20 protein-coding genes, 1 tRNA gene and 1 pseudogene are annotated in these 26,176 nt (G+C 69.9%); 11 read left to right on the forward strand and 11 right to left on the reverse strand.

The genetic code is table 11. From position 1 onward, the window contains the following. Window positions 1-77: 77 nt before the first annotated feature. From E6C76_RS08035 to E6C76_RS08065, 7 genes are read right to left on the reverse strand one after another with little or no spacing between them, the layout of a single operon-like run. Window positions 78-854, reverse strand: coding sequence for a S1 family peptidase (locus E6C76_RS08035; protein WP_136347727.1), 777 nt, complete (start codon window positions 852-854; stop codon window positions 78-80). Further along, the gene (locus E6C76_RS08040; protein ID WP_136347728.1) at window positions 851-1,753 is read right to left on the reverse strand and encodes a lytic transglycosylase domain-containing protein; all 903 of its coding nucleotides are present in this window, start codon (window positions 1,751-1,753) and stop codon (window positions 851-853) included. Before E6C76_RS08040 ends, E6C76_RS08035 begins: the two co-directional genes overlap by 4 nt. A 36-nt stretch (window positions 1,754-1,789) precedes the next feature. Further along, window positions 1,790-3,070, reverse strand: a complete 1,281-nt coding sequence (locus E6C76_RS08045) for a nucleotide sugar dehydrogenase (protein WP_136347729.1) — start codon at window positions 3,068-3,070, stop codon at window positions 1,790-1,792. A 41-nt stretch (window positions 3,071-3,111) separates the two neighbouring features. Then, the gene (gene prsT, locus E6C76_RS08050; RefSeq protein WP_136347730.1) at window positions 3,112-5,925 is read right to left on the reverse strand and encodes an XrtA/PEP-CTERM system TPR-repeat protein PrsT; all 2,814 of its coding nucleotides are present in this window, start codon (window positions 5,923-5,925) and stop codon (window positions 3,112-3,114) included. 2 nt (window positions 5,926-5,927) lie between these two features. Next, window positions 5,928-7,286 carry a PEP-CTERM-box response regulator transcription factor gene (prsR, locus tag E6C76_RS08055; protein ID WP_136347731.1) on the reverse strand — a complete coding sequence of 453 codons (1,359 nt, stop codon included), beginning with the start codon at window positions 7,284-7,286 and terminating at the stop codon, window positions 5,928-5,930. Between the two features lie 5 nt (window positions 7,287-7,291). Beyond that, window positions 7,292-9,394 (reverse strand): XrtA/PEP-CTERM system histidine kinase PrsK, encoded by a 2,103-nt coding sequence (gene prsK, locus E6C76_RS08060; protein ID WP_136347732.1) that lies wholly within the window; start codon window positions 9,392-9,394, stop codon window positions 7,292-7,294. Window positions 9,395-9,452: 58 nt separating this feature from the next. After that, window positions 9,453-10,838, reverse strand: a complete 1,386-nt coding sequence (locus tag E6C76_RS08065; protein ID WP_136347733.1) for a TIGR03013 family XrtA/PEP-CTERM system glycosyltransferase — start codon at window positions 10,836-10,838, stop codon at window positions 9,453-9,455. A gap of 263 nt (window positions 10,839-11,101) precedes the next feature. Between E6C76_RS08065 and E6C76_RS22040 the strand changes: the two genes are divergently transcribed. Continuing rightward, the gene (locus E6C76_RS22040) at window positions 11,102-11,260 is read left to right on the forward strand and encodes a hypothetical protein (protein ID WP_168734284.1); all 159 of its coding nucleotides are present in this window, start codon (window positions 11,102-11,104) and stop codon (window positions 11,258-11,260) included. 60 nt (window positions 11,261-11,320) lie between these two features. After that, window positions 11,321-11,411 (forward strand) — tRNA-Ser (locus tag E6C76_RS08070). 93 nt (window positions 11,412-11,504) lie between these two features. Here the strand turns inward: E6C76_RS08070 and E6C76_RS08075 are convergent. Continuing rightward, the gene (locus tag E6C76_RS08075; protein WP_136347734.1) at window positions 11,505-13,520 is read right to left on the reverse strand and encodes a methyl-accepting chemotaxis protein; all 2,016 of its coding nucleotides are present in this window, start codon (window positions 13,518-13,520) and stop codon (window positions 11,505-11,507) included. 328 nt (window positions 13,521-13,848) lie between these two features. Between E6C76_RS08075 and E6C76_RS08080 the strand changes: the two genes are divergently transcribed. After that, window positions 13,849-14,553: an HAD family hydrolase gene (locus E6C76_RS08080; protein WP_136347735.1), complete on the forward strand. Its 705-nt coding sequence runs from the start codon at window positions 13,849-13,851 to the stop codon at window positions 14,551-14,553. A gap of 19 nt (window positions 14,554-14,572) precedes the next feature. Here the strand turns inward: E6C76_RS08080 and E6C76_RS08085 are convergent, their stop codons facing one another. Further along, window positions 14,573-15,988, reverse strand: a complete 1,416-nt coding sequence (locus E6C76_RS08085) for a diguanylate cyclase domain-containing protein (RefSeq protein WP_168734285.1) — start codon at window positions 15,986-15,988, stop codon at window positions 14,573-14,575. 215 nt (window positions 15,989-16,203) lie between these two features. Here E6C76_RS08085 and trxC point away from each other — a divergent pair. After that, window positions 16,204-16,623 (forward strand): annotated as a pseudogene (trxC, locus tag E6C76_RS08090) (thioredoxin TrxC); the annotation flags it as partial. A 25-nt stretch (window positions 16,624-16,648) separates the two neighbouring features. On the opposite strand, the gene E6C76_RS08095 reads toward trxC, so the two are convergent. Together E6C76_RS08095 and asd are read right to left on the reverse strand one after the other, a co-directional pair. Next, window positions 16,649-17,458 (reverse strand): NUDIX hydrolase, encoded by an 810-nt coding sequence (locus tag E6C76_RS08095; RefSeq protein WP_136347737.1) that lies wholly within the window; start codon window positions 17,456-17,458, stop codon window positions 16,649-16,651. 20 nt (window positions 17,459-17,478) lie between these two features. Further along, window positions 17,479-18,330, reverse strand: a complete 852-nt coding sequence (asd, locus tag E6C76_RS08100; protein WP_136347738.1) for an archaetidylserine decarboxylase — start codon at window positions 18,328-18,330, stop codon at window positions 17,479-17,481. Between the two features lie 140 nt (window positions 18,331-18,470). Between asd and E6C76_RS08105 the strand changes: the two genes are divergently transcribed. The 7 genes from E6C76_RS08105 to E6C76_RS08135 all read left to right on the forward strand — a co-directional run bounded on the left by E6C76_RS08105 (window position 18,471) and on the right by E6C76_RS08135 (window position 26,145). Then, window positions 18,471-19,598 (forward strand): methyl-accepting chemotaxis protein, encoded by a 1,128-nt coding sequence (locus E6C76_RS08105; RefSeq protein ID WP_136347739.1) that lies wholly within the window; start codon window positions 18,471-18,473, stop codon window positions 19,596-19,598. 88 nt (window positions 19,599-19,686) lie between these two features. Continuing rightward, window positions 19,687-21,684 carry a biofilm regulation protein phosphatase SiaA gene (gene siaA / locus E6C76_RS08110; RefSeq protein ID WP_136347740.1) on the forward strand — a complete coding sequence of 666 codons (1,998 nt, stop codon included), beginning with the start codon at window positions 19,687-19,689 and terminating at the stop codon, window positions 21,682-21,684. Between the two features lie 18 nt (window positions 21,685-21,702). Next, the gene (siaB, locus tag E6C76_RS08115; protein WP_136347741.1) at window positions 21,703-22,245 is read left to right on the forward strand and encodes a biofilm regulation protein kinase SiaB; all 543 of its coding nucleotides are present in this window, start codon (window positions 21,703-21,705) and stop codon (window positions 22,243-22,245) included. A gap of 28 nt (window positions 22,246-22,273) precedes the next feature. Then, window positions 22,274-22,657: a biofilm regulation phosphoprotein SiaC gene (gene siaC, locus E6C76_RS08120; protein ID WP_136347742.1), complete on the forward strand. Its 384-nt coding sequence runs from the start codon at window positions 22,274-22,276 to the stop codon at window positions 22,655-22,657. Window positions 22,658-22,660: 3 nt separating this feature from the next. Beyond that, entirely contained in the window at window positions 22,661-23,470 is an 810-nt protein-coding gene (siaD, locus tag E6C76_RS08125; protein ID WP_136347743.1) for a biofilm regulation diguanylate cyclase SiaD, read from the forward strand. A gap of 74 nt (window positions 23,471-23,544) precedes the next feature. Beyond that, window positions 23,545-24,156, forward strand: a complete 612-nt coding sequence (locus tag E6C76_RS08130; RefSeq protein WP_136347744.1) for a hypothetical protein — start codon at window positions 23,545-23,547, stop codon at window positions 24,154-24,156. A 123-nt stretch (window positions 24,157-24,279) separates the two neighbouring features. After that, a complete protein-coding gene (locus tag E6C76_RS08135) occupies window positions 24,280-26,145 on the forward strand; it encodes an LTA synthase family protein (protein ID WP_136347745.1) in 1,866 nt (621 codons plus the stop codon). The last annotated feature ends 31 nt before the right edge of the window (window positions 26,146-26,176 follow it).

The following is a 26,176-nucleotide window of genomic DNA, read 5'->3' on the forward strand; positions in this document are numbered from 1 at the left end:
CACACCGATGTGCCGATGATCGCCCTTGCCCCGCTGGGGTGCTCAAAACGCCTTCCGGACGGTCGACACGCGGCGTCTCACAAACCGTCCAGCAAGGCGCGCAGATAGCGCGACGGAATCGCGTAACTGATGCCGGACGGATCGCTGAGCACGCTTTCCTTGGTGCCCTTGACGAACACCATGTTGATGACGCCGACCACGCGGCCGCTGGCGGGGTCGAACACCGGGCTGCCGCTGTTGCCCGGATAGGCGGTGGCGTCCAGCTGATAGACCTCGAAGCGCTCGCCGGCAAGACGGCGCACCAGCGCGGGGTTGAGGTCGCGCGCGCTGGCCTGCGGAATGCCGATGGGGGTGATCGCCGAGACGATGCCCCGGTGGGTGACCGGCGACAGCCCCAGCACGTTGCCGATCGGGTAGCCGGTGAAGGCGATGTCCTGCCCTTCCCGCACGCTGCCGTCGGCGGCCAGTTCGAGCGCCGGCAGCGCCTCGCCGCCGATGCGCAGGATGGCCAGATCGCGGTCGCGGTCCACCGCCACGCGCTCGGCCCGCCGCGCCGCGCCGCCCTGCGTGGTGGGCGTGGCGATGGCCAGGCTTTCCATGCGTTCGCCGTCGAGCGCCTCGGGCAGCACGTGCGCGTTGGTGGCGATCAGGCGGCCGTCGCCGACGGCGAAGCCGGTGCCGAGGAAGCGGAAGGCCGGATTGCGGTTGGCCATCAGCGTGCCTACGGCGACCACCGCGGGACGGATGCGCGGCACGGTATCGATCAGGCTGGCGAGCGCGGCGCGCGGCAGCAGCGCAAGGCCGCCTGCCAGCGTGAGCAACTGGCGGCGGCGCAGGAAAACGGCGGTGTTCATGATCCCTGGTCCTCCTCGCGCGCTGGCGCGGCCACCGGGCTGGGCCCGGCCACGGCGCCGTCGTAGGGATGGCTGCGCTGCTGCGCGAAGGCCAGCACGCGGTCGACATACTGGCGCGTCTCGCGGTAGGGCGGCACGCCGCGATGACGGTCCACCGCGCCCTCCCCTGCATTGTAGGCGGCCACCGCGAGGGTGACGTCGCCACGGAAATAGGCCAGCAGCCAGCGCAGGTAGCGCAGGCCGCCGCGGATGTTCTGCTCCGGATCCCACGGCTTGCCGACGGCGAAACGCTCGGCGGTTGCCGGAATCAGCTGCATCACGCCCATGGCCTGCCTGGGTGACAGCGCGCGCGGATCGAGCGCCGATTCGGCCACCGCCACAGCCAGCGCGAGGCGCGGATGCACGCCGTATTCGGGCGCCAGCCCGGCCACCAGGCGGCCGACCTCGCGGCGCTCCGGCCCCAGCGAGGCCAGGAAGCCTTCGACGTCCCAGGGTTCGCGGCCGTCCTGGGTGTCCGCCACGTGCAGGCAGTCCGGCAGTTCGCCGGGCTCCTCGCCGGTGAAGCGCGCCATGCGCTGCGCGTATTCATGGCCGAGGAAGGCCGCCATGGCGAACAGCGTGGCGGCGTAGCCATCGTTGCGCGCCACGCCGCGTCCGTTGGCGTACATCCAGCCCAGGCCGTACAACCCCTCGGCATCGCCCAGGCGGGCAGCCTCGCAGTACAGCGCTGCGGCACGCTCCGGCGCGCGCGGCACGCCTTCGCCGTGTTCATGGGCGACCGCCAGGCGCACCAGTTCGGCCGCGCCGCGCAGCGGCGGAGCGTCAGCGCCACGCGCTTGGCCGGCGCCCAGCACGGCGGCCAGCGCCAGCACGCCGCCCCAGGCACGCCGGGCGTTCATCGCCCGCTCCGCCGGCCGCGGCGCGCGCCCATGGCCTTACAGCCGCCAGACCCGCGCACCAGCGGCGCTCAGGGCCGCGGCGTCGTGGCAGGATTTGACGTCGGCGAACACGCCGCTGGGCACCAGCTTGGCGAGCAGCGCGGGCACGCCCATCTTGCGGTATTCGGCATGGCCGACCGCCGCGACGATGGCGGCGGCGCGCGGCAGCGCGTCCCAGTCCGCCAGTTCCACGCCGTATTCGTGCACGGCCTCGGCGGGCTCGGCCACCGGGTCGTGCACCCGCACGCGGCAGCCGTATTCGCGCAGTTCGCGGATCACGTCGATGACCTTGCTGTTGCGCAGGTCCGGGCAATCCTCCTTGAAGGTGAGACCGAGCACGATCACCTCCGCGCCATGGGCGGACAGGCCGGCGGCGGCCATCTGCTTGACGGTCTGCTCAGCCACGTACTTGCCCATGGAGTCGTTGATGCGCCGGCCGGCGAGGATCACTTCCGGGTGATGGCCGACCATCTCCGCCTTGTGCGTGAGGTAGTAGGGATCGACGCCGATGCAGTGCCCGCCGACCAGGCCGGGACGGAAGGGCAGGAAGTTCCACTTGGTACCGGCGGCCTGCAGCACTTCCAGCGTGTCGATGCCCAGCTTGTGGAAGATGATCGCCAGTTCGTTCATCAGCGCGATGTTGAGGTCGCGCTGGGTGTTCTCGATGACCTTGGCGGCCTCGGCGACCTTGATCGAGCTGGCCGCGTGCACGCCGGCCGGGATGATCGAGGCGTAGGTGTCGCGTACCCTGGCGAGCGTGGCCGGGGTGTCGCCCGACACCACCTTGACGATGCGCGTCAGCGTGCGCTCGCGGTCGCCCGGGTTGATGCGCTCGGGCGAATAGCCGACGAAGAAGTCCTGTTTCCACTTGAGGCCGGATTCACGCTCCAGGATGGGCACGCAGACTTCCTCGGTGGCGCCCGGATAGACGGTGGATTCGAACACCACCACGGCGCCCGGGCGCAGGTTGCGCCCGACCATTTCGGATGCGCCGACCAGCGGGGAGAGATCCGGCTGATGCGCCTCGTCCACCGGCGTGGGCACGGCGACGACGATGAAATCCGCCTCGCGGATCACCGCGGCGTCGGTATGGCAGCTCAGTCCGCCGGCGGCACGCAGGTCGTCGCCCGACACCTCGCCGGTGGGGTCGATGAAATCGCGGTAGCTGGCGACCTTGGCGGCGGACAGATCCACGCCCAGGGTCTTGTACTGCTTGCCGAATTCCACGGCGAGCGGCAGGCCGACGTAGCCCAGGCCGATGACTGCGATGGTGGTCATGATGGGAGATTCCGTAGCGTTTGTGGGGAATGGCGACAGACCTACAGCGTGGCGCGCAGCGCGGCGGCCTCGCGGTGCACCGGCGAATCGGCGGGCAACTGGCCGAGCAGCGCATCGAGCGTGCCCACGGCATCGCTGCGGCGTTCGAGTTTCAGGTAAGCCTTGGCAAGATTCAAGCGCAGCTGCGGCAGCGCGGGCGCCAGCGACACCGCGCGGTTCAGGTTGGCCAACCCCTGCTCGGCCTGGCCGCGCTCGATCTGCAGCATGCCCAGGGTATCGAGCACCACCGGATTGCCGGGCGACAGTTCCAGCGCGCGCTCGGCCAGCGCCACGGCCTCCTTTTCTCCGCGCCGGCCGGCCACCCAGGCCAGGTTGTTGAGCACCAAGGCGTTTTCCGGGGTAATGGCCAGCACCTCGCGATAACGCTGCGCGGCCTCGTCCAGCCGTTCCGCGTTCAGCGCCTGTTCGGCCAGATAGACGCGCAGCACGGTGTCGCGCGGCTGCGCGCGCAGCCACTCGGCGGCCAGCCGGTTGGCCTCGGCGCCACGCCCGGCGCGGCTCAGGGCGGCATGCTGCTTGGCGATCAGTTCGGCGCGCGGCGCCTGCCCGGCGGCCTTGCGGAAGGCGGCCAGCGCAGCCTCCCATTCGCCGCGCCGCATGTGCACCTCGCCTTCGATTTCATTGCCCAGCGTGACCAGCGCCGCGCGGCCCTGCATCTCGCGCGCCAGCGCCAGCGCGTCGTCGAAGCGCTGCTGGTCGGCAAGCACGGCGGCCAGGCGCGCGCGCGCCAGCGGCGCATCCGGCTGCACGGCGATGGCACGGCGCAGGCTCTGCTCCGCGCCGGCCAGGTCGCGCATGCTCAGTTGCGCGCCGGCCTGCTCGATCAGCGGCGCCGGGGAGGCCGGCAGCAGACCGGCCAGGCGGCCGTAGCTGCTGATCGCCTGCTGGTGCTCGCCGACCGCCAGTTGGGCGCGCGCCAGTGCCTCGACGGCACTCGGGTTGTTGGGATTGGCCGCGGCGGCTTCCTGCGCGGCCGCCAGCGCACGGCGTGCGTCGCCGGCACGCAGCAGTTCGCGCACCATGGCGAGGCGGATGGGCTGCGCGCCCGGCACGGCGCCCAGGCCGCGTTCGAGCACGGCGAGCACTTCGGCCGGCGGAGCGCCGGCGGCGGTCTTCAGGTCGGCATGGGCGACGTAGGCGTCGACGTTGGCCGGATGCGCCTGGTGGAACGCATCGAAGCGCGCTTCCAGGCCTTCCAGGCGCTGTTCGGCGATATCCACGCGGGCCAGGTTGATGACCGCGGCGAGCAGGTCCGGGCGCAGTTCCAGCGCCTTGCCGAAATCCGCGCGCGCGGCCGGCCAGTCGCGCCGGGCCATGTGCACGCCGCCGCGCAGGTTGTGCGCCTCGGCATTGTCCGGATGGCGCGCCACCAGCGCATCCGCCGCCTTCAACGCGCCCGCCTGGTCGTTGGCGCGCAGGCGGGCGAGCACCAGCGCGGTATCGGCCTGAATGCCGGCGCCGTCCATGGACGCGGCCACTTCCAGATCGGCCAGTCCTTCACTGAGATCGCCGGTGCCCACGCGCGCCACGCCCAGACGCAGGCGCGCGCCGGGGCTGTCCGGCGCGGCCTTGGCGGCCCGCTCGAAGTATTCCGCCGCGCGTTCGAAATCGCCGGCGGCGAGCAGCGCCTGGCCGATCACCGTGAGGCTGCGCGCATCTTCGGGCGCGGCGTCGATCAGCGGTTTCAGCGTTTCCAGCGCGCGGCCGCCCTGTCCGGCGGCGATCTGCGAGAGCGCGAGCTGCTGGCGCGCCACGCGGTGGCCGGGCAGGCGGTCGAGCACGCGGGCAAGATGGGTCTGCGCCTGCTGATGGTCGCCGAGGCGGAACAGCACGCTGCCGGCGAGCAGATGGGCGGGCAGAAAGTCCGGCGCGTCGCGCAGGGCGCGCTGCACGTCTTCGCGGGCGGCGGTCTCCTGCCCGTCGCGGTGGGCCATCAGGGCGAGCAGGAAGCGGGTGGCCGGGCTGTCCGGGCTGTGCGCGCGCAGCGCCTCGATCTGCGCGCGGGCCTCGTCCTCGCGCCCGCTGCCGAGCAGCAGGCCGACCAGTTCGTAACGGTAGGCGACAGCGTCCGGACGCACGCGCACGGCTTCGGCCAGCGCCTTCAGGGCGTCGTCCTGCTGGCCGGCGGCGATCTGGATTTGCGCGCGCAGGGCATGGGCATCGGCGTTGTCGGGCGTCTGCGCGATCACCGCATCGACTTCGCGCCGGGCGCCGTCGAGGTCGTCGGAGAACAGCCGGGTGCGCGCCAAACCGAGGCGCGCCTCGGTATCGTCGGATGCGGCGGCCAGGGCCACCTCGTAGGCCGCGCGCGCCTCGGGCAGGCGGGCCTTGCCCAGGTAGGCGGTGCCCAGCGCGCCGGACACACGGGCCTGCGCGGACGGCTCGGCGAACCGGGTGGCAGCATACCGGTCGATGACGCGGTCGAACTCCCCGGTGCGCACCAGGGCGGTAGACAGCAGCGGGGCGATGCGTTCGGCAGGGTAGCCCAGCTCTTCGGCGCGCTGCAGTTCGCGCGCGGCACCGCTCATGTCGCCCAGGCCGAAATTGACCTGGCCGAGCAGGAAGCGCGCTTCGGCGAGCGCGCCGTCCTGCTGCAGGGCGTTCTTGAGCTGGATGGAAGCGGCCTGCAGATCCTGGCGCTCGATGTAGGTGCGCGCGGAATCGACGAGCTTGTCGGGCGAATCGCCGCAGCCGGCGAGCAGCGCGCCGGCGAGCAGCATGCCCAGCAGGGTGGCGGCCGGATGCCGGCGGCCGGAAGGGGAAAAGGAGCGCGGCGCGCTCATGGAGAAAGACACGGTCAGGACTCCTTCTTGAGGCCGAAGCGGTTCAACAGGTCATACAGCGAGGGGCGGCTGATGCCGAGCACCTCGGCGGCGCGCGCAATGTTGCCGTTGGTGCGCGCGAGCACGCGCACCACGGCCTGGCGCTCGGCCTCGTCGCGCACCTGGCGCAGGTTGAAGAAGCCCGGATCGAGCTCCGCGCTTTCCAGGCCGAGATCCTCCGCGCTGATGCGGTTGCCGTCGGCCATGATCACCGCGCGCTTCAGGCAGTTTTCCAGCTCGCGCACGTTGCCCGGCCAGCCGTGCGCGGCGATGGCGTCCAGCGCGTCGTCGGTGAGCTGCATGGCGCCGCGCCCGTTCTCGCGCGCGAAGCGCCGGGTGAAGGCGTGGGCGATCAGGCTGGCGTCGCCCTCGCGCTCGCGCAGCGCGGGAATGTCGATGATGATTTCCGCCAGGCGGTAGTACAGATCCTCGCGGAACAGCCCCTCGGCGATGCGCGCCTTGAGGTCGCGGTGGGTGGCGCACACCACGCGCACGTCCACGGCGATGCCCTCGCGCCCGCCGACGCGCTCGATCACGCGCTCCTGCAGGAAGCGCAGCAGCTTGGCCTGCAGGGCCATCGGCAGATCGCCGATCTCGTCGAGGAACAGCGTGCCCTTGTGGGCCAGTTCGATCTTGCCGGGGGTCTGCTTGACCGCACCGGTGAACGCGCCCTTCTCGTGGCCGAACAGTTCGCTTTCCAGCAGGTTCTCCGGAATCGCCGCGCAGTTGATCGCCACGAAGCGCCCGGCGGCGCGCGGCGACAGCGCGTGCAGGCCGCGCGCGAGCACTTCCTTGCCGGTGCCGCTCTCGCCCAGCAGGGCCACGGTGACCCCGGCGGTGGCCACTTTTTCGACGGTGCGGCAGACCTTGAGCATGGCCGGATCACGGGTGATCAGCCCGTCCAGCGCGCTGCCGGAAGCAGCCTGCAGGCGCTGGTTCTCGCTCTGCAGGTCGTGCAGGCGGAAGGCGCGCTCGATGGTCAGCGCGAGCAGTTCGGGTTCGAAGGGTTTGGCGAAGAAATCGTAGGCGCCCATGCCCACCGCGCGCACGGCGTTTTCGCGGTCGTGCTGGCCGGTGAGCACGATCACCTTGGTGTCCGGCGCTAGCGCGAGCATCTCGCCGAGCAGGCGGAAGCCCTCGCCGACGTCGTCGGGCTCGGGCGGCAGGCCGAGATCCATGGTGACCACCGCGGGCTCGAAGCGGCGCAGTTGCGCGATGGCTTCCTCGCGGTCGGCGGCCACCACGCTGTCGAAGGCGTCGAAGGCCCAGCGCATCTGCTTCTGCAGCGCGGGATCGTCCTCGACGATGAGCAGGGTACGGCGTTTGTCGGACATGGGTTTCAGGCTCGCAGGGGTTCGGCGGCGGAGGCCGGCGCAGCGGCCCGTTCGGCGGGATCGGCATCGGCCGGGCGGACGCAGCGCGGCAGGCGCACCTCGGCGCGCGTGCCCCGCCCTTCCTCGCTGTGGTAGCGCAGGCTGCCGCCCAGTTCGCGGATGTACTGGCTGGCTTCGTACACCCCCAGGCCCATGCCGCCCTCCTTGGTGGTCTGGAACGGCCGCGCGAGGCGTTCGCGGATGAATTCGGCCGGCATGCCGCAACCGCTGTCCTCGACCTCGAAGGCGACGAAGCCGTCGCCGCAGTCGCGCACCGTCAGGCGCACGTTACCAGCCTCCGGTGTGGCGTCCAGGGCATTTTGCACAAGGTGGCCGAGCACGCGCTCCAGGCGTTCGGCATGGGCGCTGACCGGCAATCCGGCGGCCGCCTCGGCAGCGCTTTCCACCACCGGCGCCGGACGCGCGCCGCGCCGGGCGAAGGCGATGCGCTCGGCCACGGCCATCAGGTCCAGCTGGCGCGGCGCCTCGATCGGGCTTTTCTCCTGCAACTGCGCCATCAGCGCGCGCATGCGGGTTTCCACGTGCGCCACAGTTTCCAGCATGTCGCGCTGGAATTCCGGATTGTCGCGGTGGCGCTCGGCGTTCTTGAGCATCAGCGAGAGCTGCGCGACCAGGTTCTTCAGGTCGTGCACCACGAAGGCCGACATGCGGTTGAAGGCATCGAACTTGCGCGCCTCGATCAGCGCCTCGGTGACCTGCATGCGCGCCAGATAGCTGGCCGCCTGGCGCTGCGCGGTCTTCAGCAGGTCGAGCACCTCCCAGTCGATCTCGAAGGGCGCGCGCGGCGCGTTGAGCACCACGAAGCCCACCAGCCGTCCGCCGGATTTCAGCGGAATCACCAGCCAGGCGCTGTCCAGGCGCAGCAGCCAGTCCGGCAGTTCCAGGCTGCCGTAGTGGGAGCGGCGCATGCGGAATTCCTCCAGATTCACCACCCACTCGCGTGCCGCCAGGAAAGCGCACAGCGCGCCTTCGGCCGGTTCCGCCGCAGGGCACGGCGGCGTATTGAGGCGTGCGTGCTGCACGTAGCGCCCGTCCGGGGTGCGCAGCCACAGGCCACCGCCCGGACTTTCCACCAGGTCGGAGAGCGCCTTGATGACCGACTGGCCGAGATCCAGCGCATCGTCGGCCGAGGACAGCGCCTGGGTGAAGCGCAGCCATTCGTTGCGGTAGTCGTAACGGTAGGGGAACAGGTGCTTGTCGAGCAGCACGCGCAAACGCGCGCGGCTGGCGCCGGAACCGATGAACAGCCCGAGCAGCAGCAGGCCGGCAAACAGCAGCGCCACCTGTAGTGCCCGCCCCCAGTCGCCGCCCAGGTAGCGCACGTAATAGCCGGCGGCGGCGATCACCAGCAGATAGGCGCCGGCGACCACCAGGGCGGTGGAATGGAAGACCACCTCGCGCGACACCGCGATGCGCGAAGTCCACACCGGATTGCGCGCCGCCGACATCGCCACCAGCGGCACCACCATGGCATGCACCAGCCCGCGCACCGCCCATACGTCGCCATCCAGGCGGGCGAACAGGAAGCCGTCGGCAAAGAAGTACAGCTCGAACATCCAGCCCGCCGCCAGCCCCAGGCACAACGGCTTGAAGCCCCAGCGCGACTCGCCCGGCAGGGCGCGGAACAGCTGCTCCACCAGCATCAGGCCGAGCACCGCGGCGGCGAGGAAGCTGCCGAGCAGGAACTTGCCGCCGGCCGGCAACAGCACCGCGGCGAGCATGGCGCCGACCACCGCGGCGCAGGCCACCAGCATCCAGCGCAGCGGCGGCGTACCGGGCGAACGCAGCAGCACCAGCAGGAAGGCGTACCAGCACGCCACCCGCAGCACCTCCAGCAAGCCGCCCAGACGCGCCGGCGCAGCCCCCGGCGCCCAGACGAACAGCGCCGTGCCGGCTGCCCACAGCAGACTGGCGACCACCGCGAACAGCAGCATGCGCGCCGCCAGCCCGCTGCGCCAGCCGCCCAGCAAGTACAGGGCGAACAGCGCATGGACCACGGCGGCGAGGCCGTACCCCCAGAGCGCGACGGTGGAAAATTCGGCGTACATCGTGATTGTCCGGAGTGCGGGCGCGCTCAACGGCGCCCCGCTCCACCGGCCGGGCGCCTCAGTGCGCCCCCTCGCCGGTCAGCACCACCCGCACGGTTTCCATGAGGATCAGCGTGTCGAGCAGCAGGGTGTGGTTCTTCACGTAGTACAGGTCGTACTGCAGCTTGTTGACCGCGTCATCCACCGAGGCGCCGTACTGGTAGCGCACCTGCGCCCAGCCGGTGAGCCCTGGCTTGACGCTGTGGCGCACGGCATAGAACGGAATGTCGCGGGTCAGCCCGTCGACGAAGAAAGGCCGTTCGGGGCGCGGCCCCACCAGGCTCATCTGCCCGCACAGCACGTTGAACAGCTGGGGCAACTCGTCGATGCGCAGCTTGCGGATCAACCTGCCGACGCGCGTCGTGCGGTCGTCGTTGGCGCTCGCCCAGCGCGGCTGGCCATCGCGCTCGGCATCGCGGCGCATGCTGCGGAACTTGATCACCTTGAACACCCGGCCGCCCTGCCCCACGCGCTCCTGGCGGTAGAACACCGGCGCACCATCCTCGATCAGGATCGCCAGCATGGTGACCAGCATCACCGGCAAGGCGAGCAGCAGCAGGACGCAGGCGGACACCAGGTCGGAAACGCGCTTGACCAGCACCCGGGCACGCCCCTGGCGGAAGCCGTCGCCATAGATCAGCCAGCTCGCCTTCAAGGAATCCAGGCGTACCTGGCCGACCACCTGTTCGAAGAAGTCGTTGAGGTCGTATACCTTCACCCCGCGCAGTTTGCAGTCGAGCAGTTCGCGCAGCGACAGGGCGCCGCCACGGCGCTCGCGCACGGCGACGATGACCTGGCCCACGCGCTGCTCGCGCACCACGTCGAGCAGGCTGCCGCCCTGGAACACCTTCTTTTCAGCGGCCAGTGCCGGCGGCGAATCGGTGTTGGGCAGATAGAAGCCGACCAGTTCCGCGCCCCCGTTGGCCGGATGGCGCAAGGCGTTCTCCACCGCCAGCGCCTCCGCGCCGCCGCCGACCACCAGCGCGCGGTGGGCGAACAGGGCGCGCTCCTGGCGCTGGTTGAGCGCGCTGCGCAGCGCCAGCACGCCGCCCAGCAGGGCCAGCAGGGTGAGCTGCAGGAGTTCGGACGAGAAGTAGCGCAGCGGCAGCAGCAGGAACACCAGCAGCGCCGCCGGCACGCTGACCACCACGCCGAGCGCCAGACGCAGCACCGGATTCCAGCGCGAACCGTCCACCGCCGGGCGGTACAGGCCGAGTACGCCGTTGAGCAGGATCATCACCAGCGCGAAGACGATCGCCGAGGGCACCACCACCTTCCAGTCGGCCATGGCCGCGTCGACCTGGAAGGCAATCGCCAGCACCACGGCGAACGACAGCAGGATTGCGTCCGTGAGGATCTGGAACAGCGTGTGCAACGGAAAATAATGGCTGAAGGCCTTCAACATGCCCCTTCCCTCCGGCCCGCGGAAAGCCCGCGACGGCCTGCTCGACGACCTGGATGGGGCACACCTTAGCCGACGTCCCGGAGGGCCGATGTTAAACCCGTCACGCCCCTTCCCCGGGGCACGGTTTATGACGATTTCAACATGCAGCAGTACCGCTTTCGCCCGTGAAGGACGTCACACCACGACCCGGTGCTTGCACTCCGCAACAATACTGTCTACTCTTACAGCTGTATTTAAACACACCTGTTGTAAGGTATCCCGCCATGGAACGCATGCTCTCTCATCTGCCCACCCTGTGCGGCGCCGGCGCCGGCCTGCTGGTCGCCACGGGACACGGAGCGGCCGGTGCCGCCATGGCCGCGCTCGGCATCCTGGCCAGTTACGCGCTGCGCACCCAGGCCTGGCAGACCGAGGACGCCTGAACACCGCCCCGGCCCCTCTTCCACCGCCCGGGCCTTATGGCTATAATGGCGGGCTTCCACGGAGAGGTGGATGAGTGGTTTAAGTCGCACGCCTGGAAAGCGTGTTCAGGGTAATACCCTGACGCGGGTTCGAATCCCGCCCTCTCCGCCAGAACATCAAGAAAGGCCCGCCGGACTTCTGGTCCGGCGGGCCTTTCGCTTGTGCGGGCGCAGCGCGGGCAATGCCGTCCGCGCCGGCGACGGTTCAGGTCCGGAAGCGCCCCACTTCTCCGCTCAGCGTCTCCGCCAGTTGCAGCAAGGCGTCTGCGGTCTGCGCATTGCTGCTGGCAGCGGCGTTGTTCTCCTCCGCCATCTGCGCGATGTGCTCGACGTTGCGGGCGATTTCCGTGCTGGCCGCGGCCTGTTCGCGCAGTGCGCTGGTGATGTCGACCACCGAGGCCATCACGCGGCCCGAGTGTTCCTGTACCTGCCGGATGGTCTCGCCCGCGCAGCGGGCCTCCTCCACGCCGCTGGCAACGCAGTCGACGCCGTGCTTCATGCTGTCCACGGCGGTCAGCGTGCCCTCCTGCACGGCACGGATCATCTCGGCAATCTCCTGGGTGGATTTGGTGGTGCGCTCGGCGAGCTTGCGGACCTCGTCGGCGACCACGGCGAAGCCACGGCCCGATTCCCCGGCGCGGGCCGCCTCGATGGCCGCGTTGAGGGCGAGCAGATTGGTCTGGTCGGCGATCTCCTTGATGGTGCCGACGATGGCGGAGATCTCGTCCGACTGCCGGCCGAGCGCCTCGATGAGGCTGGAGGAGCGATTCACCGTATCGGCGATCTCGCTGATTTCACTCACCACATGGCCGACGATCCGGCCGCCGTGTTCGGCCACGCTGCCGGATTCGCGCGAGCAGGATTCGGCGTCCTGCGCGCTCTTGGCGATGTGGTCGACTCCCACGGTCATCTGCTCCACCGCCGCCGCCATGTTCGATGCGGAATCGCTCTGCGACGCGGCGCTGTCGGCGATCTGGTGGCTGGAGGTGGCCAGTGTGCCGGCGGAGCCGCGCAGTTCCGCCGCGCTGCCCTGGATGCGCACCAGCAGTTCGCGGATCGAGACGGCCATGTGGTTGAGGTCGCGGCCGGCGGCGTGCAGTTCGTCGTGCCCGGCAGTAGCGAAACGTACCGTCATGTCCCCGCTCGCCATGCGGCGGGCGCCGTCCGAAATCACCCGCACCGCGCCCAGCACCCCGTAATAGGTGCCGATGCCCAGGTAGGCCACCAGCACCACCACCACGCCGCATAGCGCGAATTGCCCCAGCAGCGCCTTGCGGGCCTGTTCCTTGTTGGCGTTGAGCTGCGTCTCGAACTGCGGGAGGAGCGTTTCGAACATCGCCCGGTAGCCGGTATCGATGGTGCCGGTGGTCAGCGCGTAGTACTCCGCCGGCAGCGTTGCGAAGCGTTCCGGCAGGATGTCGTCGCGGACCACGGCGAAGATGCGGCTGGCCGCCTCGGAGAATTCGCGCATCGGCGCGTCCAGCGCACCGCGCATCTCGGGCGCCAGATGCATCAGTTTTTCCATGCTGATGTTTTGCTGGTCCAGGGTGTGTTCCAGGCGGTCCAGCAGCGCGGTCAGGCGGCGGCGCGCCTCGAGGTCGATTTCCTGCGCGCTGAGGATGCCGGTGCCGCTGGCGCGCAGAATGCCCAGCGACTCCATCATCACCGGCATCTTCTCCACCAGGGTGTCCATGAAGTAGTACGCCCGCAGTTCCCCTGCCGCGGTCAGTTGCGCCTCGTCGGCCAGATCGGTCATGAACGCCAGAATCCTTGCGACCAGGCCGCTGTGCCGCTGGAGGTTCTCGGCCGGCGGCCAGCTCAGGCCTTGTGAAGAAATCTCCGCCCAATCCGCGCGGATTGCCCGCCACCCCTCGCTGCCACGCAGCGTCGGGCTCAACGCCGCCTCGGTGCCGTCGAGCGCGGCGGCAGCATCCTTCTCGATGGCCGCGCGGCGCTCGCGCATCGCCTCGTTGCCGTTGAGCACGCCGGCGGACAGGCCGCGGTGCTGCTGGATCAACTGCGTGGCGCGATTGAGCGGCTTGAGCATCTGCAGGCCGGCCAGTTCCTGTTCCGCCATCTGGATGTCGTGATCGAGATTGACGAACAGGGTGTACAGCGGTACCAGCAGCACCAGGGTCAGCGCGCTGCCGAGCAGCATGAACTTGGCGCGATAGCTCAGGCGGTCCATCAGCCCGACCGCGGGAAGGAAGAAAGTACGCATGGATATCTCCCCGGCCGCCGACGCGGCCGGAAACTTGTTGTTCGAGGCCGGCGCCGGGTACGGTGCCGGGCGCTGCGGTTCCCGCGTGACCAGGCGCCGCCCGCCCCGGAGCTCTCCGCCCCGGATCACGTCGAGAGTCCCCGGCCCTGTGCACGCACGCCGGACAAACCCGCTTCGCGGCGGAACTGTCGCCCAAGCACGCCGTCATCCGCCTTGTGGTGCATCAATTTCCCCGGAACACGGATGACGGCACGGGTGGCCCACCGCCTTCACCGGCCGTTCAAATGAACGTCATCGACGCGCAACATCGCGCAGCGAAGCTGTTCATATGAACAATCCCTGGCCCGCCTCCCGTCCGCTTGCCCGCACGACCATGCCGCTCGCCCTGTTCGATCTCGACCACACCCTGCTCGACGGGGATTCCAACTGCCTGTGGCTGGAATACCTGGTGGAAGGCGCCCACCTGCCACCGGCCATCCTCGCCCGCCAGGCGGACCACATGGAGCGCTACGCCGCGTGCCGGCTCGACATCGCCGATTACCTCGCCTTCCATCTGCGCCTGCTGGACGACCGGCCGCTGGCCGAATGGGAAGCGCTCCGCGCGCGCTTCCTCACCGACGTGGTGGCCCCACGCATCCCGGTGGCCGCGCGCGCGGCGGTGGAAGCGCACCGTCGCCTCGGCCACCGCCTGGCCATCGTCACCGCCACCCACGGCTTCCTCGCCGACGCCATCGGCGGCCTGCTGGACCTGCCGGTGATCTGCCCGCGCGGCGAGCAGCGCGACGGCCGCTTCACCGGACACGTCCCCGGTCCGCTATGCTTCGGCGCCGGCAAGATCGATTGCGTGGAGCACTGGCTGGCCGCCGCCCACCCCGGCACGGCGCCGCGCGAGCGTCATTTCTACAGTGATTCGGCCAACGACCTGCCGCTGCTGCGTGCGGTCAGCCATCCCGTGGTGGTCAACGGCGACGCGCACCTGACCGAGGTGGCGCACGAACTGGGCTGGCCCCGGCTGAGCTGGCGTGCGGGCTGAACCGCCGGCCGGGTTTCGCTCAGCCCGCGCGTGGCGCGGTCATGTCCGTCGAATAGCGCCGCCAGCCGTTGCGCCCGGACAGCTTCACCGAGTACAGCGCCAGATCGGCATGGCGCAACAGATCTTCGCTGCCCTCGCCATCGGCTGGAAACAGCGCGACCCCGACCGAAGCGGACACCCGCATCATGCCCGGCGTCAGCAGATACGGCTCGGAGAGCAGCTCGGCCACCCGCCGGGCCACCTTGCCGGCCTCCACCTCGACGCCCTCGTCCGCCTCGACGAGCAGCACGGCGAACTCGTCGCCACCCAGGCGTGCCACGGTGTCGGACACGCGCACGCAGCTTTCCAGGCGGCGTGCCACATCCACCAGCAGTTCGTCGCCGGTGGCATGGCCGAAGGCGTCATTGACCTCCTTGAAGCGGTCCAGATCCACCAGCATCAGCGCGAAACTGCGCTGGTAGCGGCCCGCCCGGTTCAGCGCGGACTCCAGCCGGTCGTTGAACAGCAGGCGGTTGGGCAGCAGGGTGAGCGGGTCGTGATGCGCCTTGCGGCGCAGATCCTCGTTGAGCAGCTTGAGCTCGCGCGTGCGTTCGACGATCACCGCCTCCTGCCGGGCGCTGAGTTCCTCCAGCGCGAGCGTGTGCCGGCGCAGGCGGGCCATCAGCACATGCAGCAGCCCGCCGGTGAGCAGATAGCCGCCCAGCAGGGTCAGGGCCGACTCCATGCGGCGCTTGTCGCGATACGCCAGCAGCCCCTCGGCCGGCATGCTGATCGAGATGCCGCCGGGAATGTCGCCCAATCCGTACCCCTGCGCCATGTGGCAGTCCAGGCACACCCTGGTGATGTGCAGCGGCGCCATGTAGCGATATACCGGGCGCTGCGCGCCGGCCACCGGATGGTTGGCGAAGAAGTCGATGCGCTCGTCCTCTTCCCCGCGCCGGAAGCGGCCGAGCGCAGCGGCCTCCCAGGGATCGGCCATGTTGCCCGGGCGCAGCGGCTTCAGCCCGGTGATGCGCAGCTGCACGCCGGAATGCTCGGCGGCCAGATCCGCCAGTTGGCGCGTCATGTAGGCCGGATTGACCAGAGTGAGCGGCTGGCCGTCGGCGGTGACGAGGTCGCGGCGCGCATGGATCAGATAGGGGTTGGGCGGCGACGCCTCATCCACCGGCACGTATACCCCGCCGTGGCGGGCATTCCATTCGCGCGTCAGCTCGATCAGCCCGAACAGCGCCTGCCCGCGCTCCTTGGCCAGCGCAGCGGTATCGTCGGCGATGCGCCGCCAGTCCAGCACGCCGAGCATCAGGAAGGGCGCTGCCAGCAGCACCCACAACGCGGTCAGCAAGGCCACGTAGGGACGAAAATGCCCCAGCAGCCGGACACCGGCAGGAAGACCGGTGATCGACGCGCCACCTCCAGGACGTGACGCACCAGCCATGTTCCGGGTTTCACGCGCATGCCACATCGTTTTCACCCAGGCGTGCTCCATGCACGCTTGATATTATCGCGCCGTCCGCACCCGAAGAACATGTCCATCACGCAAAACACCCGGGCTGTTACACCTTGCCGGACACCTTGAATTCGCCGCATCGCACCCGATCTGCCGTCCATTCCCCCGCGCAGGACGCCCCGCCATGACCTCCGCCGCCCCCCCATGTCGTCTGCCCGCATTGCGACGCGGTCAATCGTGTACCCGCCGAACGGCTCGCCGACGCACCGAACTGCGGCGCCTGCCGCCGCCCGCTGTTCATCGGCGAGCCGTTCGCGCTCACCAGCACGAACAGCGCCGCGCATCTGACCCGCAACGATCTGCCCCTGCTGGTGGATTTCTGGGCGCCGTGGTGCGGCCCCTGCCGGATGATGGCCCCCGCCTTCGCCGAGGCCGCCCGCCTGCTCGAACCCCGGGTACGCACCGCCAAGATCGACACCGAGGCCGAACCCGCGCTGGGCGCGCGCCACGGCATCCGCAGCATTCCCACCCTGGTGCTGTTCGCCGGCGGCCGCGAGATCGCCCGCCAGTCCGGCGCGATGAACGCGCGCGACATCGTGGCCTGGGCACGCGGGCATCTCTGAACGCCGGGAACGAACCGGCGGACGTTTACTCCACGCGTTCGAGCAACCAGGTGACGGCCACCGCCGCCGCATCCTCGGTGAATTCGCCGGCCAGGATGCGCCCGGCCAGTTCATCGGCGCTGACGCAGTGGAATTCCGCGACCTCGCCGTCGCAGTTGCGGGGCTCGAAGGACTCCGGCACGTCGAGCCGCCAGACGTGCAGCCACTCGTCGTGGATGCCGTCGTCCTCCATCCGGCACGCATGCAGGGTGGCGGTCGGCCGTGCCTGCGCGGCCAGTTCGGCGGGGATGCCGGCCTCTTCGGCGCATTCGCGCAGCAGGGTGTCGGCGGGCGCTTCCCCGCTCGCCATGCCGCCGCCCACCAGATTGTCGAGGCGGCCGGGGTCGACGGCCTTGCTGGCGGCGCGGCGGGCGATCCACATGCGCCCATCCGGGGTCAGCGCATTCACATGCACGGCGCGGCTGCGCAGCCCGTAGCGGCGGAACGCGCCGCGCTCCAGGCGGCACAGCCGGGGCGCCTGCCCGTCGGCGGCGCCCAGGCGCACGTCGTAGTCCTCATCCCGCCAGGCGCGGAACCAGCCTTCGGCGCGCAGCGCCTCCAGCTGCGCCCGCCAGGCTTTGGACAGGGCCTCGCCATGCAGGCCGGAAGCGATACGCAGGCCATCCGCGCCGTCGCGTTCGATGGGGCCGGCGGCTGCAAGCACGCGCGCGGCGAAGGGCGGCGCCAGCGCGCCGATGGCTTCGCCGCCGGCACGCAGGGGCAGCTGGCCGTCCGGCAGCGGGCGGTGCAGGGTATCGAGGATGCGGCGCAACGCGCGCCGGGTGGCCGGGGTCATCGCGCGGCCGGCCGCTTGCCTCAGGCGGCGGGGCGCTCGCCCATCGCTTCGCCCATGCGCACCGGCGCGGCCGGCTGCCACGACGGGTCGAAGGCGATGGTGCCGCGCGGGAACAGCAGGACCACGGTGGAGCCGAGCAGGAAGCGGCCCATCTCGGCGCCGCGCGCCAACTCCACCGGCGTCTGATCGTAGCGCCATTCGCGCAGCGCGCCGGTGCGCGGCGGGTTGACCACGCCATGCCAGACGGTGGCCATGCTGCCGACGATGGTGGCGCCCACCAGCACCAGCGCGAAGGGGCCGGCCTCGCCCTCGAACACGCACACCACGCGCTCGTTGCGCGCAAACAGCCCGGGCACGCCGCGCGCGGTGGCGGGATTGACCGAGAACAGCTCGCCCGGCACATGGATCATGCGGGTCAAGCGCCCCGCGCAGGGCATGTGGATGCGGTGATAGTCACGCGGGCTGAGGTAGATGGTGGCGAACGCGCCGTTGTCGAAGCGTGCCGCCAGTCCGGCGTCGCCGCCGAGCAGCGCGGCGGTGCCGTAGCGGTGGCCCTTGGCCTGGAAGATCTGGTCGCGCTCGATGGCGCCGAACTGGCTGATCGCGCCATCCACCGGGCAGACGAAGGCGCTGCCGGCCAGCGGGCGGGCGCCCTCGCGCAGCGGGCGGGTGAAGAATTCGTTGAAGGTGGCGTAGGCGGCGGGATCGGGCTGTGCGGCTTCGTTCAGGTCCACGCCGTAGCGGCGCGCGAACCAGCGGATCGCAACGGTGGTCAGTGCGCCGCCCCGCCAGCCGGCGAAGCGGCCGGCAAGCACGGTGAGCGCCTGCTTGGGCAGGAGATATTGCAGGGAGACGGTCAGGCGTTCGGACAAGGCGGCATTCCGTGGAGGGCGAGGCCGGATTATAGCGGCTGCGTCCGCCCTGCCCGATGATGGAATTGAGATCGATCAAGGGAATTCGTCTATAACCGAGCAAAATACTCAACTATTGCAACGCCCGCAGGAGATCGACTGTGCCCTTCCCATTCACCCGCCGCCGCACCGAGGCGGAGGACCGCCTGGCCGGACTGGCGCGCGACAACGCGGCGCTGTCCGAACGTCTCGCCGCGTGCGAGGCCGAACTCGCCGCCGAGCGCGCGCAGCTTGCCGCCTTGCGCAACGAACGCGCCACCCTGGACGGCGTGTTCCGCAGCCTGGGCAGCTTCGGCGAATCGCTGGCCGGCGTGCGTACGGCCTTTCTCGGCCTGACGGAAACGCTCGGCGCCGGCAAGCAGTCGGCGGTAGACGCGGCCGAGCTGGCCGACGCCAATCGCGTGGGCTTCGAACGCATCACCGGCAACCTGCGCGGCATGTTCCAGACCATCGACGAGGCCTCGCGCAGCATCGACGGCCTGCACCGCCGGGCCAGCGAGATCGACGGCATCGTGCGGCTGATCCGCGAGGTGGCCGACCAGACCAACCTGCTCGCCCTCAACGCCGCCATCGAGGCCGCGCGCGCGGGCGACGCCGGGCGCGGCTTCGCCGTGGTCGCCGACGAGGTGCGCAAGCTGGCCGAACGCACCGCCAAGGCCACCGCCGAGATCGGCACCCTGGTCGATGCCATCCAGGGCGAAACCGAGGCCGCGCGCGCCACCATGCAGCACGGCGCGCGCGACGCGGCGAGCCACTCGCGCGACAGTGAACAGGCCATGCACAGCATGCAGCGGCTGATCGCGCTGTCCGGCGGCATGGAACACGCGGTGGGCGACGCCTCGCTGCTGGCCAACGTGGAACTCGCCAACATCGAGGAACTGATGCTGAAACTGGAGGTGTACAAGGTCTTCCTGGGCATCTCCACGCTGCGCCCGGAAGACCTGCCGGACGATTCGCAATGCCGCCTGGGACGCTGGTATTACGACGGCGAGGGCCGCGAGCGCTTCGCCCGCCTGCCCGGCTATGCCGCGCTCGAGAAGCCGCACCGCGCCGTGCACGAACACGCCCGGCGCGCGCTCGCGCTGCACGCGGAAGGCCGCAAGGCCGAGGCGCTCGAAGCCCTGGCGGCCATGGAAGCGGCCAACCTGCGGGTCATGGAAGGCGTGGCCGCCATGCTCGCCCACGCACTCAGCGAAACGCCCTCCCCGCAACTGCGCATCGCGGCCTGAGCTTTCGAGCGATTTTTCGCAGGATGGCGGGCATTCGCGAGAATCGCTATGCTCACCGCTTTCTCACATTTCTTGCGAGCGGCGTTCCATGGCGGACTGGGGTCACGGCATCCGGGCAAAATCCACGATCGCACTGCTGCTCGCCTGCCTGGTGGCGCTGGTCCCGGCGGTGTTCATCGGCCTGCAGATGGTCGAGCGCATTCGCGACCACTTCGGCGAAGCCTACGCGCGCAACTTCACCGAACTGCACGGCGAGCGCATCCTCGGCCCGCTGGCGCGCGAACTGGCGCTCACCCGCCGCCTCGCCAATTCGGTGGCGATGCGCGAATGGCTGCACGACGAGGACAACGAAGTCCTGCATGCACGCGCCTTCCGCGAGGCCGAGAGTTTCCGCCAGGATTTCCTCGGCCGCAGCTACTCGTTCGTCAGCAGCCACGGCCTGGCCTACTACTACAACGACGACGCCACGCCCTACAGCGAAGCCCCGCGCTACCTGCTCGACCCGGACAAACCGGACGACGCCTGGTTCTTTTCCACCATGCGGGCCGAGGCCACGCAGAACCTCAACCCCAACCCGGACCGCTGGCTGCAGAAGATCATGGTCTGGATCAACGTGGTGATCGAGGACGGCGGCGAACGCTTGGGCGTGGCCAGCACCGGCGTGGACCTGTCCACCTTCATCCAGTCCTTCGTGCGTACCTCGGAAACCGGCGTGACGCCGATGATCATCGACGCCGCCGGCGCCATCCAGGCCCACCCGGACAGCGCACGCATCGCCCTCGGCTCCGGCGCCACCGGCGCGGCGGCCGAGGCCGCCACGCTGAACAGCCTGCTGTCCTCCCCGGAAGAGCGCAGCGCGCTGGCCGACGCCATGCAGCGCGCCACCGCCACCCCCGGCCAGGTCCAGGTGTTCGAAGCGGTGCTCGACGGCCGCCGCCAGTTGCTCGCGCTGACCTACCTCGACGCGCTGCGCTGGTACATGGTCACCGCGGTGGATCTGAACACCGCGCAGATCATCGAGGGCGGCTGGCTGAAGGCCGCGCTGGGTGCGCTGGTGGCCGTGGCGGTCCTGCTGCTCGGCGCCTTCACCTTCGCGGTCGACCGCCTGCTGCTGCGTCCGCTGCACGGCCTGCACCAGTCCGCCACCGCGCTCGCCGAAGGGCACTACGACGTCACCCTGCCGCCGCCGGGGCGCGACGAACTGGGCGACCTCAACCGCGCCTTCGAGCGCATGGCCAAACAGATCAAGACGCACACCGAGGAACTGGAAGAAAAGGTGCGCACGCGTACCCAGGCGCTCAGCGAAACCAACGCGGCGATGGCCGAGGCGCAGAAGAAGATCGGCGACTCCATCCAGTACGCCAGCCTGATCCAGCGTGCCCTGCTGCCCGACAACCAGCTCACCGGCCAGCTCGGCGAACACCACTTCGTGCTGTGGCGCCCGCGCGACGTGGTGGGCGGGGACTTCTACCTGTTCCGCGCGGACGGCGAGCAATACCTTGCCGGCGTGGTCGACTGCGCCGGCCATGGCGTGCCCGGCGCGCTGATGACCATGCTGGCGCGCGCCGCGCTGGACGACGCGATGAGCCGCCACGGCCTCGACGCCCCGGCCGCCGTGCTCACCCAGGCCGACACCACGCTGCGCGGCATGCTCGACCAGTCCGCCCTGCCGCGCGCCATCGCCACCAACATGGATGCCGGCCTGGTCAGCGTGGACCGCACCAAGGGCCGCCTGCGCTTCGCCGGCGCCAAGATCTCGCTGTACTGGAGCGACGGCAAGGAAATCGGCGAACTGCCCGGCGCGCGCCGCGCGCTGTGCGACCGCCGCGTGGGCAGCTACCATCAGGAAGAAATGAGCCTGGTGCCGGAAGCCACCTACTACCTGGTCACCGACGGTTTCCTCGACCAGGCCGGCGGCGAACTCGGCTTCGGCTTCGGCAACAGCCGCCTGAAGAACCTGCTGCTCGAACACGCACGCCTGCCCATGGACGAACAGGCCGCCGCGCTGGACGATGCGCTGGAGCGCTATCGCGGGGCCCACCCGCAGCGCGACGACATCACCATCCTCTCCTTCCGCATCCACTGACCCGCAACGGACCCCCGCATGGACGACATCGATTTCTTCGGGCTGCGCGAACTGTTCACCCGCAACCGCATCCTGTTGTGCTTCAACGGGCCGATCTCGCGCAGCCTGATCGAGGAGATCGGCAACGCGCTGAAGAACTACCTGCACGCCGACAATGCCCAGCCCTCGGCGGCCATGGACGTGTTCGGCGCCTACATCGAGATGACCCAGAACATCCGCCACTACGCGCTGCGCCAGGGCTACGGCGAGGCCGAAAGCTCGGCCACCATCCTGGTCGCACGCGACGACGGCGGCGCCTACGTGGTGCAGGCCGGCAACGTGGTGGAAACCGCCGACGGCGAGCAGCTCACGGCCCGCGTGGGGCAGTTGGCCGGGCTGGACAAGGCTGCCCTCAAGGCCGCCTACAAGGAACAGCTGCGCCGCCCGCGCGACGAGGCCGCCAGTTCCGGCGCCGGCCTCGGGCTCATCGACATCGCGCGCAAGTCTTCCCGCCCGCTCGCCGCACGGCTCATGCCGATGCCGGACGGCAAGGCGTTCTTCAGCCTGCAGGCCGTCATCTGACGATCCATGACGAAGTACAATTCCGACCATGACCACGAGTTTCAATATCCCGCCCAGCCAGTCCACCCCGGCCATCTCGGCCGATTGGGACGCTGGCGTACTGGCCATTTCCGGAGACTCCTACCCGGAAAACTCCTTCGACTTCTTCACCGCCACCATCGAATGGATCGAGTCCTTCCTGGCCGCCTCAGGTAATCGCGCGCTGCGCCTCGATCTCAGCCTGGTGTATATGAACACCAGTTCGGTCAAGGCCATGATGGACATCTTCGACCTGCTCGAAGAGGCCCACGCCAAGGGGCGCGCCGTCTCCGTCGACTGGTACTACGATCCGCGCAACGAGCGCGTCGAAATACTCGCCGAAGAGTTCCGCGAAGACTGCAGCTTCCCGTTCAACATCACCGCGCGGAACTGAGCGATGAACGCGGAGCGCCAGCAGGCACGCGAGGAAGACGCTCTCCTGCGTGAACTCGACACCCTGCTGGCCGACCCCGCGCACGCCGCCGATCCGCTGCGCGCACCGCTCGCCGAGCTGCTCGCCCTGTACCGCCAGCAGCACGAGCGCATCGAACGCCTGGTACGCATCTCCGACGGCTACCACGGCATGAGCCGGCTGCATTCCGACAGCCTGGCCGACAAGTTCGACCGCCAGGTGCGCCGCCTGGAAAAGCTCGCGCGCATCTCCGACATGTACCAGAGCAACCTGCGCGAACTCACCGAGGCCCTGCGCGAAGCCTCGTTCAAGGACCCGCTCACCGAACTGGGCAACCGGCGCTACCTCATGGAGCGCCTCAGGGAAGAATACGAACGCTCGCGCCGCAAGGAACTGCCGCTGTGCGTGGCCATCCTCGACGTGGATCACTTCAAGCGCATCAACGACGCCCACGGCCACGACGTCGGCGACGAGGCGCTGCGCCGCGTCGCCGACGCCCTGCGCCACGCGATCCGCCAGTACGACACCGTCGGGCGCTGGGGCGGCGAGGAATTCCTCATCCTGTTCCCGGAAACCCGCATCGACGAAGCCCTGCACACCGCCGAACGGGTCCGCACGGCCATCGGCGCCATCCACATCGAATCGCCCGACGGCGGCACCACCTTCCCGCTTTCCGCCAGCCTGGGCATCACCGAGCGCCAGCCCGACGAGGCTGTGCTGCTCGCCGTCACCCGCGCCGACAACGCCCTGCTGGCCGCCAAGCGCGCCGGACGCGACCGCAGCGTGGTGCTCTGAGGCGGATGCCGCCATGCCCTTCCGATGCGGGTAGAATGCCCGCGATGCAGGATCAACCTTCTGGGAGAACGGCCATGGAAGACCAAACCTCGACCCCCGAACCGAGCCCCACCCAAGCCCCCACCCCGCCGCGCGACCACTCGCCGCTGGCCCGCCTGCAGGAGATCAAGCTGCCGCTGTGGGCCGGCCTGGCGCTGCTGGTGCTGGTACTGCTGGTGTTCGCCTGGAAGAGCTTCGCGGTGGCCGCCGTCGAGCGCAACCTGGCAAACGAACGCCAGGCCGTCGCCGAGGAGCGCGCCGCCATCCAGAACGAAACCGCGGAGGCCCTGCTGCGCGCCAGCGACGCCGACCACGCGCTGTTCGGCACCGCGCTGGCCTGGGCGGTGCGCGGCGAGATGATCCGCAACAACCTCGATCAGATCGACCAGTACTTCAACGAACTGGTGCGCGCCGGACGCATCCAGCTGGTCGTGCTGGCCAACCAGGACGGCAAGATCCTCGTCTCCAGCGACCGTGCCCTGATCGACGCGCCGCTGCCCGCCAGCCTGCCCGCCGAACTGCTGCAGGTTCCCGACGTCACCGTGCAGCCCGCCGCCAATGCCGACGAACGGCGCATCGCCATTCCCATCCAGGGCCTCAACACCCGCCTCGGCACCGTCCTGCTGACCTACCGGCACAACGGCTGACCGCCCACACCCGCCACGCCACGGCCGCCCACGGGCGGCCGTTTGTTTTGCAAGAAAATTCGGCCAAATGCATCGGCGGCTGCAATGTAGCGGTAACATTCGCCTCCCCAGGCCGAATCTCCGATGCCCATGCTCCACCAGCCGCGTGCCTTCCTGCTCGATCGTCTGCTGTGGCCGGCAATCATCGTCGCCACGCAGTACTTCGCCCTGCAAGCGCTCGCCGTCCATCTGTTCGGCGTCGAGCTGGACCGCGCCGTGCCCGCCGTCGACCTCGGCCTGCACATCCTGCTCGCCGTCGCGCTGCGCGGCCTGGTGCGCAGCCAGCTTGCGCTGGCCCTGCTGCTGCTCCCGCTGATGCTGCTGATGCATCTGGGCAACGCCTTCAAGATCGCCGTGCTCGGCGCGCCCATCCTGCCCGACGACCTGGCCGCCCTGCCCGCTCTGCTGCGCATTCTCGACGGCGGCTGGCTGTGGCTGGCCGTTGCCCTCGGCCTCGGCACCCTGGCCGCACTTGCCTTCACACTGCGTTTCGAACGCCGTCCGATGGCCGGCGCGCTGGCCCTGCTCGCCCTGCCCGCGTTGCTTCTCGTCCTCGCCCCCGGCCACGTGGCCAGCCTGATGGACGGCTACTTCGGCCACAGCGTGTGGAACCAGCCGGGCAACTATCGCGAACGCGGACCGCTGGCCTACTGGCTGCAGGAAGGCGCCCGCCACCTCGCCCGCCAGGAAGGTCCGCCCGATGCCGAAACCGTGTACGCCGCCCACCGTCTCCTCGCGCCCGACCCGCTGCTGCCCGCCAGCGCCAGCGGCGGCGAAGCGCGCGCGACTCCCACGGCAGACGGCCGCCCTGGACGCAACGTGCACATGATCGTGCTCGAATCCTTCTGGGATCCCTCGCAACTGAAGGGCGTGCGCTGGTCGCAGGATCCGTTCGCGCGCGACTTCCGCCGCCTGTGGAAGTCCGCCGGCAACAGCCGCGCACTCGCCCCGGTGTTCGGCGGCTACACCGCCAACTCCGAATTCGAGGCACTGTGCGGCCTGCCGGTGGTGCACGACGAGGTGATCTTCGAAACCCGCCTGCGCAACCCGGTGCCCTGCCTGCCGGCCACGCTGCGCGCGGCCGGCTACGCCACCATGGCCTCGCATCCCAACGTGCCGGCCTTCTGGAACCGCCACAACGCCTACCCGCGCATGGGTTTCGATCTGTTCCTCGCGCAGAGCGACTTTGTGCTGGACGACATGAACGACGAATACCTGGGCGACGCCTCGCTGTACCGCCAGGTGCTCGAACGCCTGGATCCGCTGCTGGAAAGCGGCGTGCCGGTATTCAACTACGTGCTGACCTTCTTCGGCCACCTCGACTACCCGCTCAACGAAAACCGCCCGCCGGTGATCTCCGCGCCCGACGCCGACGAGCGCCTGCTGGCCTACGCCAACACCGTGCATTACAAGACGCGCGAACTGATGGACTTCCTCAAGCAGTTGCGCGCGCGCGATCCGCAGGCGCTGATCGTGGTGTTCGGCGACCACCTGCCCTTCCTCGGGCCGAACTACGCCGCCTACGCAGACGCCGGACTGCTGGCGCCCGAGCGCGGCGAATTCACCGACACCATGTTCGTCGACATGGTCGCCACCCCGTTGCTGGTCTTCGACGGCGGCCCGCGCCCGCTCGCCCTCGGCGACCTGCCGCTGTACCAGTTGCCGGGGCGCATCGTCGCGGCGCTCGGCCTGTCCGCCGAAACGCCCTTCGCGCTCACCGCCACCCCGCCGGGGCTGGCCATCCGCCCGCTGCCCGGCCTGCACGTGGTGCGCGACGCGGATGGCAACACGGTGGCCTGCCGGGGCGACGAAGACACCGCGCCGGAGCACGCCGAACTCTGCCAGGGCACCGCCGCCTGGCTGGCCCAGGTGGGCACCATCAAGGCCGATCTGCTGTTCGGCCACCAGTACGTGCTGAGTGCCCCCCGCGACGACGATCCGCGCATCTGAGATGCCCTGCCTAAGGGCGCGAGACTGCAGC

Origin of the sequence: Pseudothauera nasutitermitis, from assembly GCF_004801295.1 — a bacterium.
Classification (GTDB): Bacteria; Pseudomonadota; Gammaproteobacteria; order Burkholderiales; family Rhodocyclaceae; genus Pseudothauera; species Pseudothauera nasutitermitis.

Bases quoted from the DNA above. Each gene is read 5' to 3' on its own strand.
- E6C76_RS08035 (WP_136347727.1), bottom strand. From the start codon at position 854: ATGAACACCGCCGTTTTCCTGCGCCGCCGCCAGTTGCTCACGCTGGCA.
- E6C76_RS08040 (WP_136347728.1), bottom strand. From the start codon at position 1,753: ATGAACGCCCGGCGTGCCTGGGGCGGCGTGCTGGCGCTGGCCGCCGTG.
- E6C76_RS08045 (WP_136347729.1), bottom strand. From the start codon at position 3,070: ATGACCACCATCGCAGTCATCGGCCTGGGCTACGTCGGCCTGCCGCTC.
- prsR (WP_136347731.1), bottom strand. From the start codon at position 7,286: ATGTCCGACAAACGCCGTACCCTGCTCATCGTCGAGGACGATCCCGCG.
- prsK (WP_136347732.1), bottom strand. From the start codon at position 9,394: ATGTACGCCGAATTTTCCACCGTCGCGCTCTGGGGGTACGGCCTCGCC.
- E6C76_RS08065 (WP_136347733.1), bottom strand. From the start codon at position 10,838: ATGTTGAAGGCCTTCAGCCATTATTTTCCGTTGCACACGCTGTTCCAG.
- E6C76_RS22040 (WP_168734284.1), top strand. From the start codon at position 11,102: ATGGAACGCATGCTCTCTCATCTGCCCACCCTGTGCGGCGCCGGCGCC.
- E6C76_RS08075 (WP_136347734.1), bottom strand. From the start codon at position 13,520: ATGCGTACTTTCTTCCTTCCCGCGGTCGGGCTGATGGACCGCCTGAGC.
- E6C76_RS08080 (WP_136347735.1), top strand. From the start codon at position 13,849: ATGAACAATCCCTGGCCCGCCTCCCGTCCGCTTGCCCGCACGACCATG.
- E6C76_RS08085 (WP_168734285.1), bottom strand. From the start codon at position 15,988: ATGGCTGGTGCGTCACGTCCTGGAGGTGGCGCGTCGATCACCGGTCTT.
- E6C76_RS08095 (WP_136347737.1), bottom strand. From the start codon at position 17,458: ATGACCCCGGCCACCCGGCGCGCGTTGCGCCGCATCCTCGATACCCTG.
- siaA (WP_136347740.1), top strand. From the start codon at position 19,687: ATGGCGGACTGGGGTCACGGCATCCGGGCAAAATCCACGATCGCACTG.
- siaB (WP_136347741.1), top strand. From the start codon at position 21,703: ATGGACGACATCGATTTCTTCGGGCTGCGCGAACTGTTCACCCGCAAC.
- siaC (WP_136347742.1), top strand. From the start codon at position 22,274: ATGACCACGAGTTTCAATATCCCGCCCAGCCAGTCCACCCCGGCCATC.
- siaD (WP_136347743.1), top strand. From the start codon at position 22,661: ATGAACGCGGAGCGCCAGCAGGCACGCGAGGAAGACGCTCTCCTGCGT.
- E6C76_RS08130 (WP_136347744.1), top strand. From the start codon at position 23,545: ATGGAAGACCAAACCTCGACCCCCGAACCGAGCCCCACCCAAGCCCCC.
- E6C76_RS08135 (WP_136347745.1), top strand. From the start codon at position 24,280: ATGCCCATGCTCCACCAGCCGCGTGCCTTCCTGCTCGATCGTCTGCTG.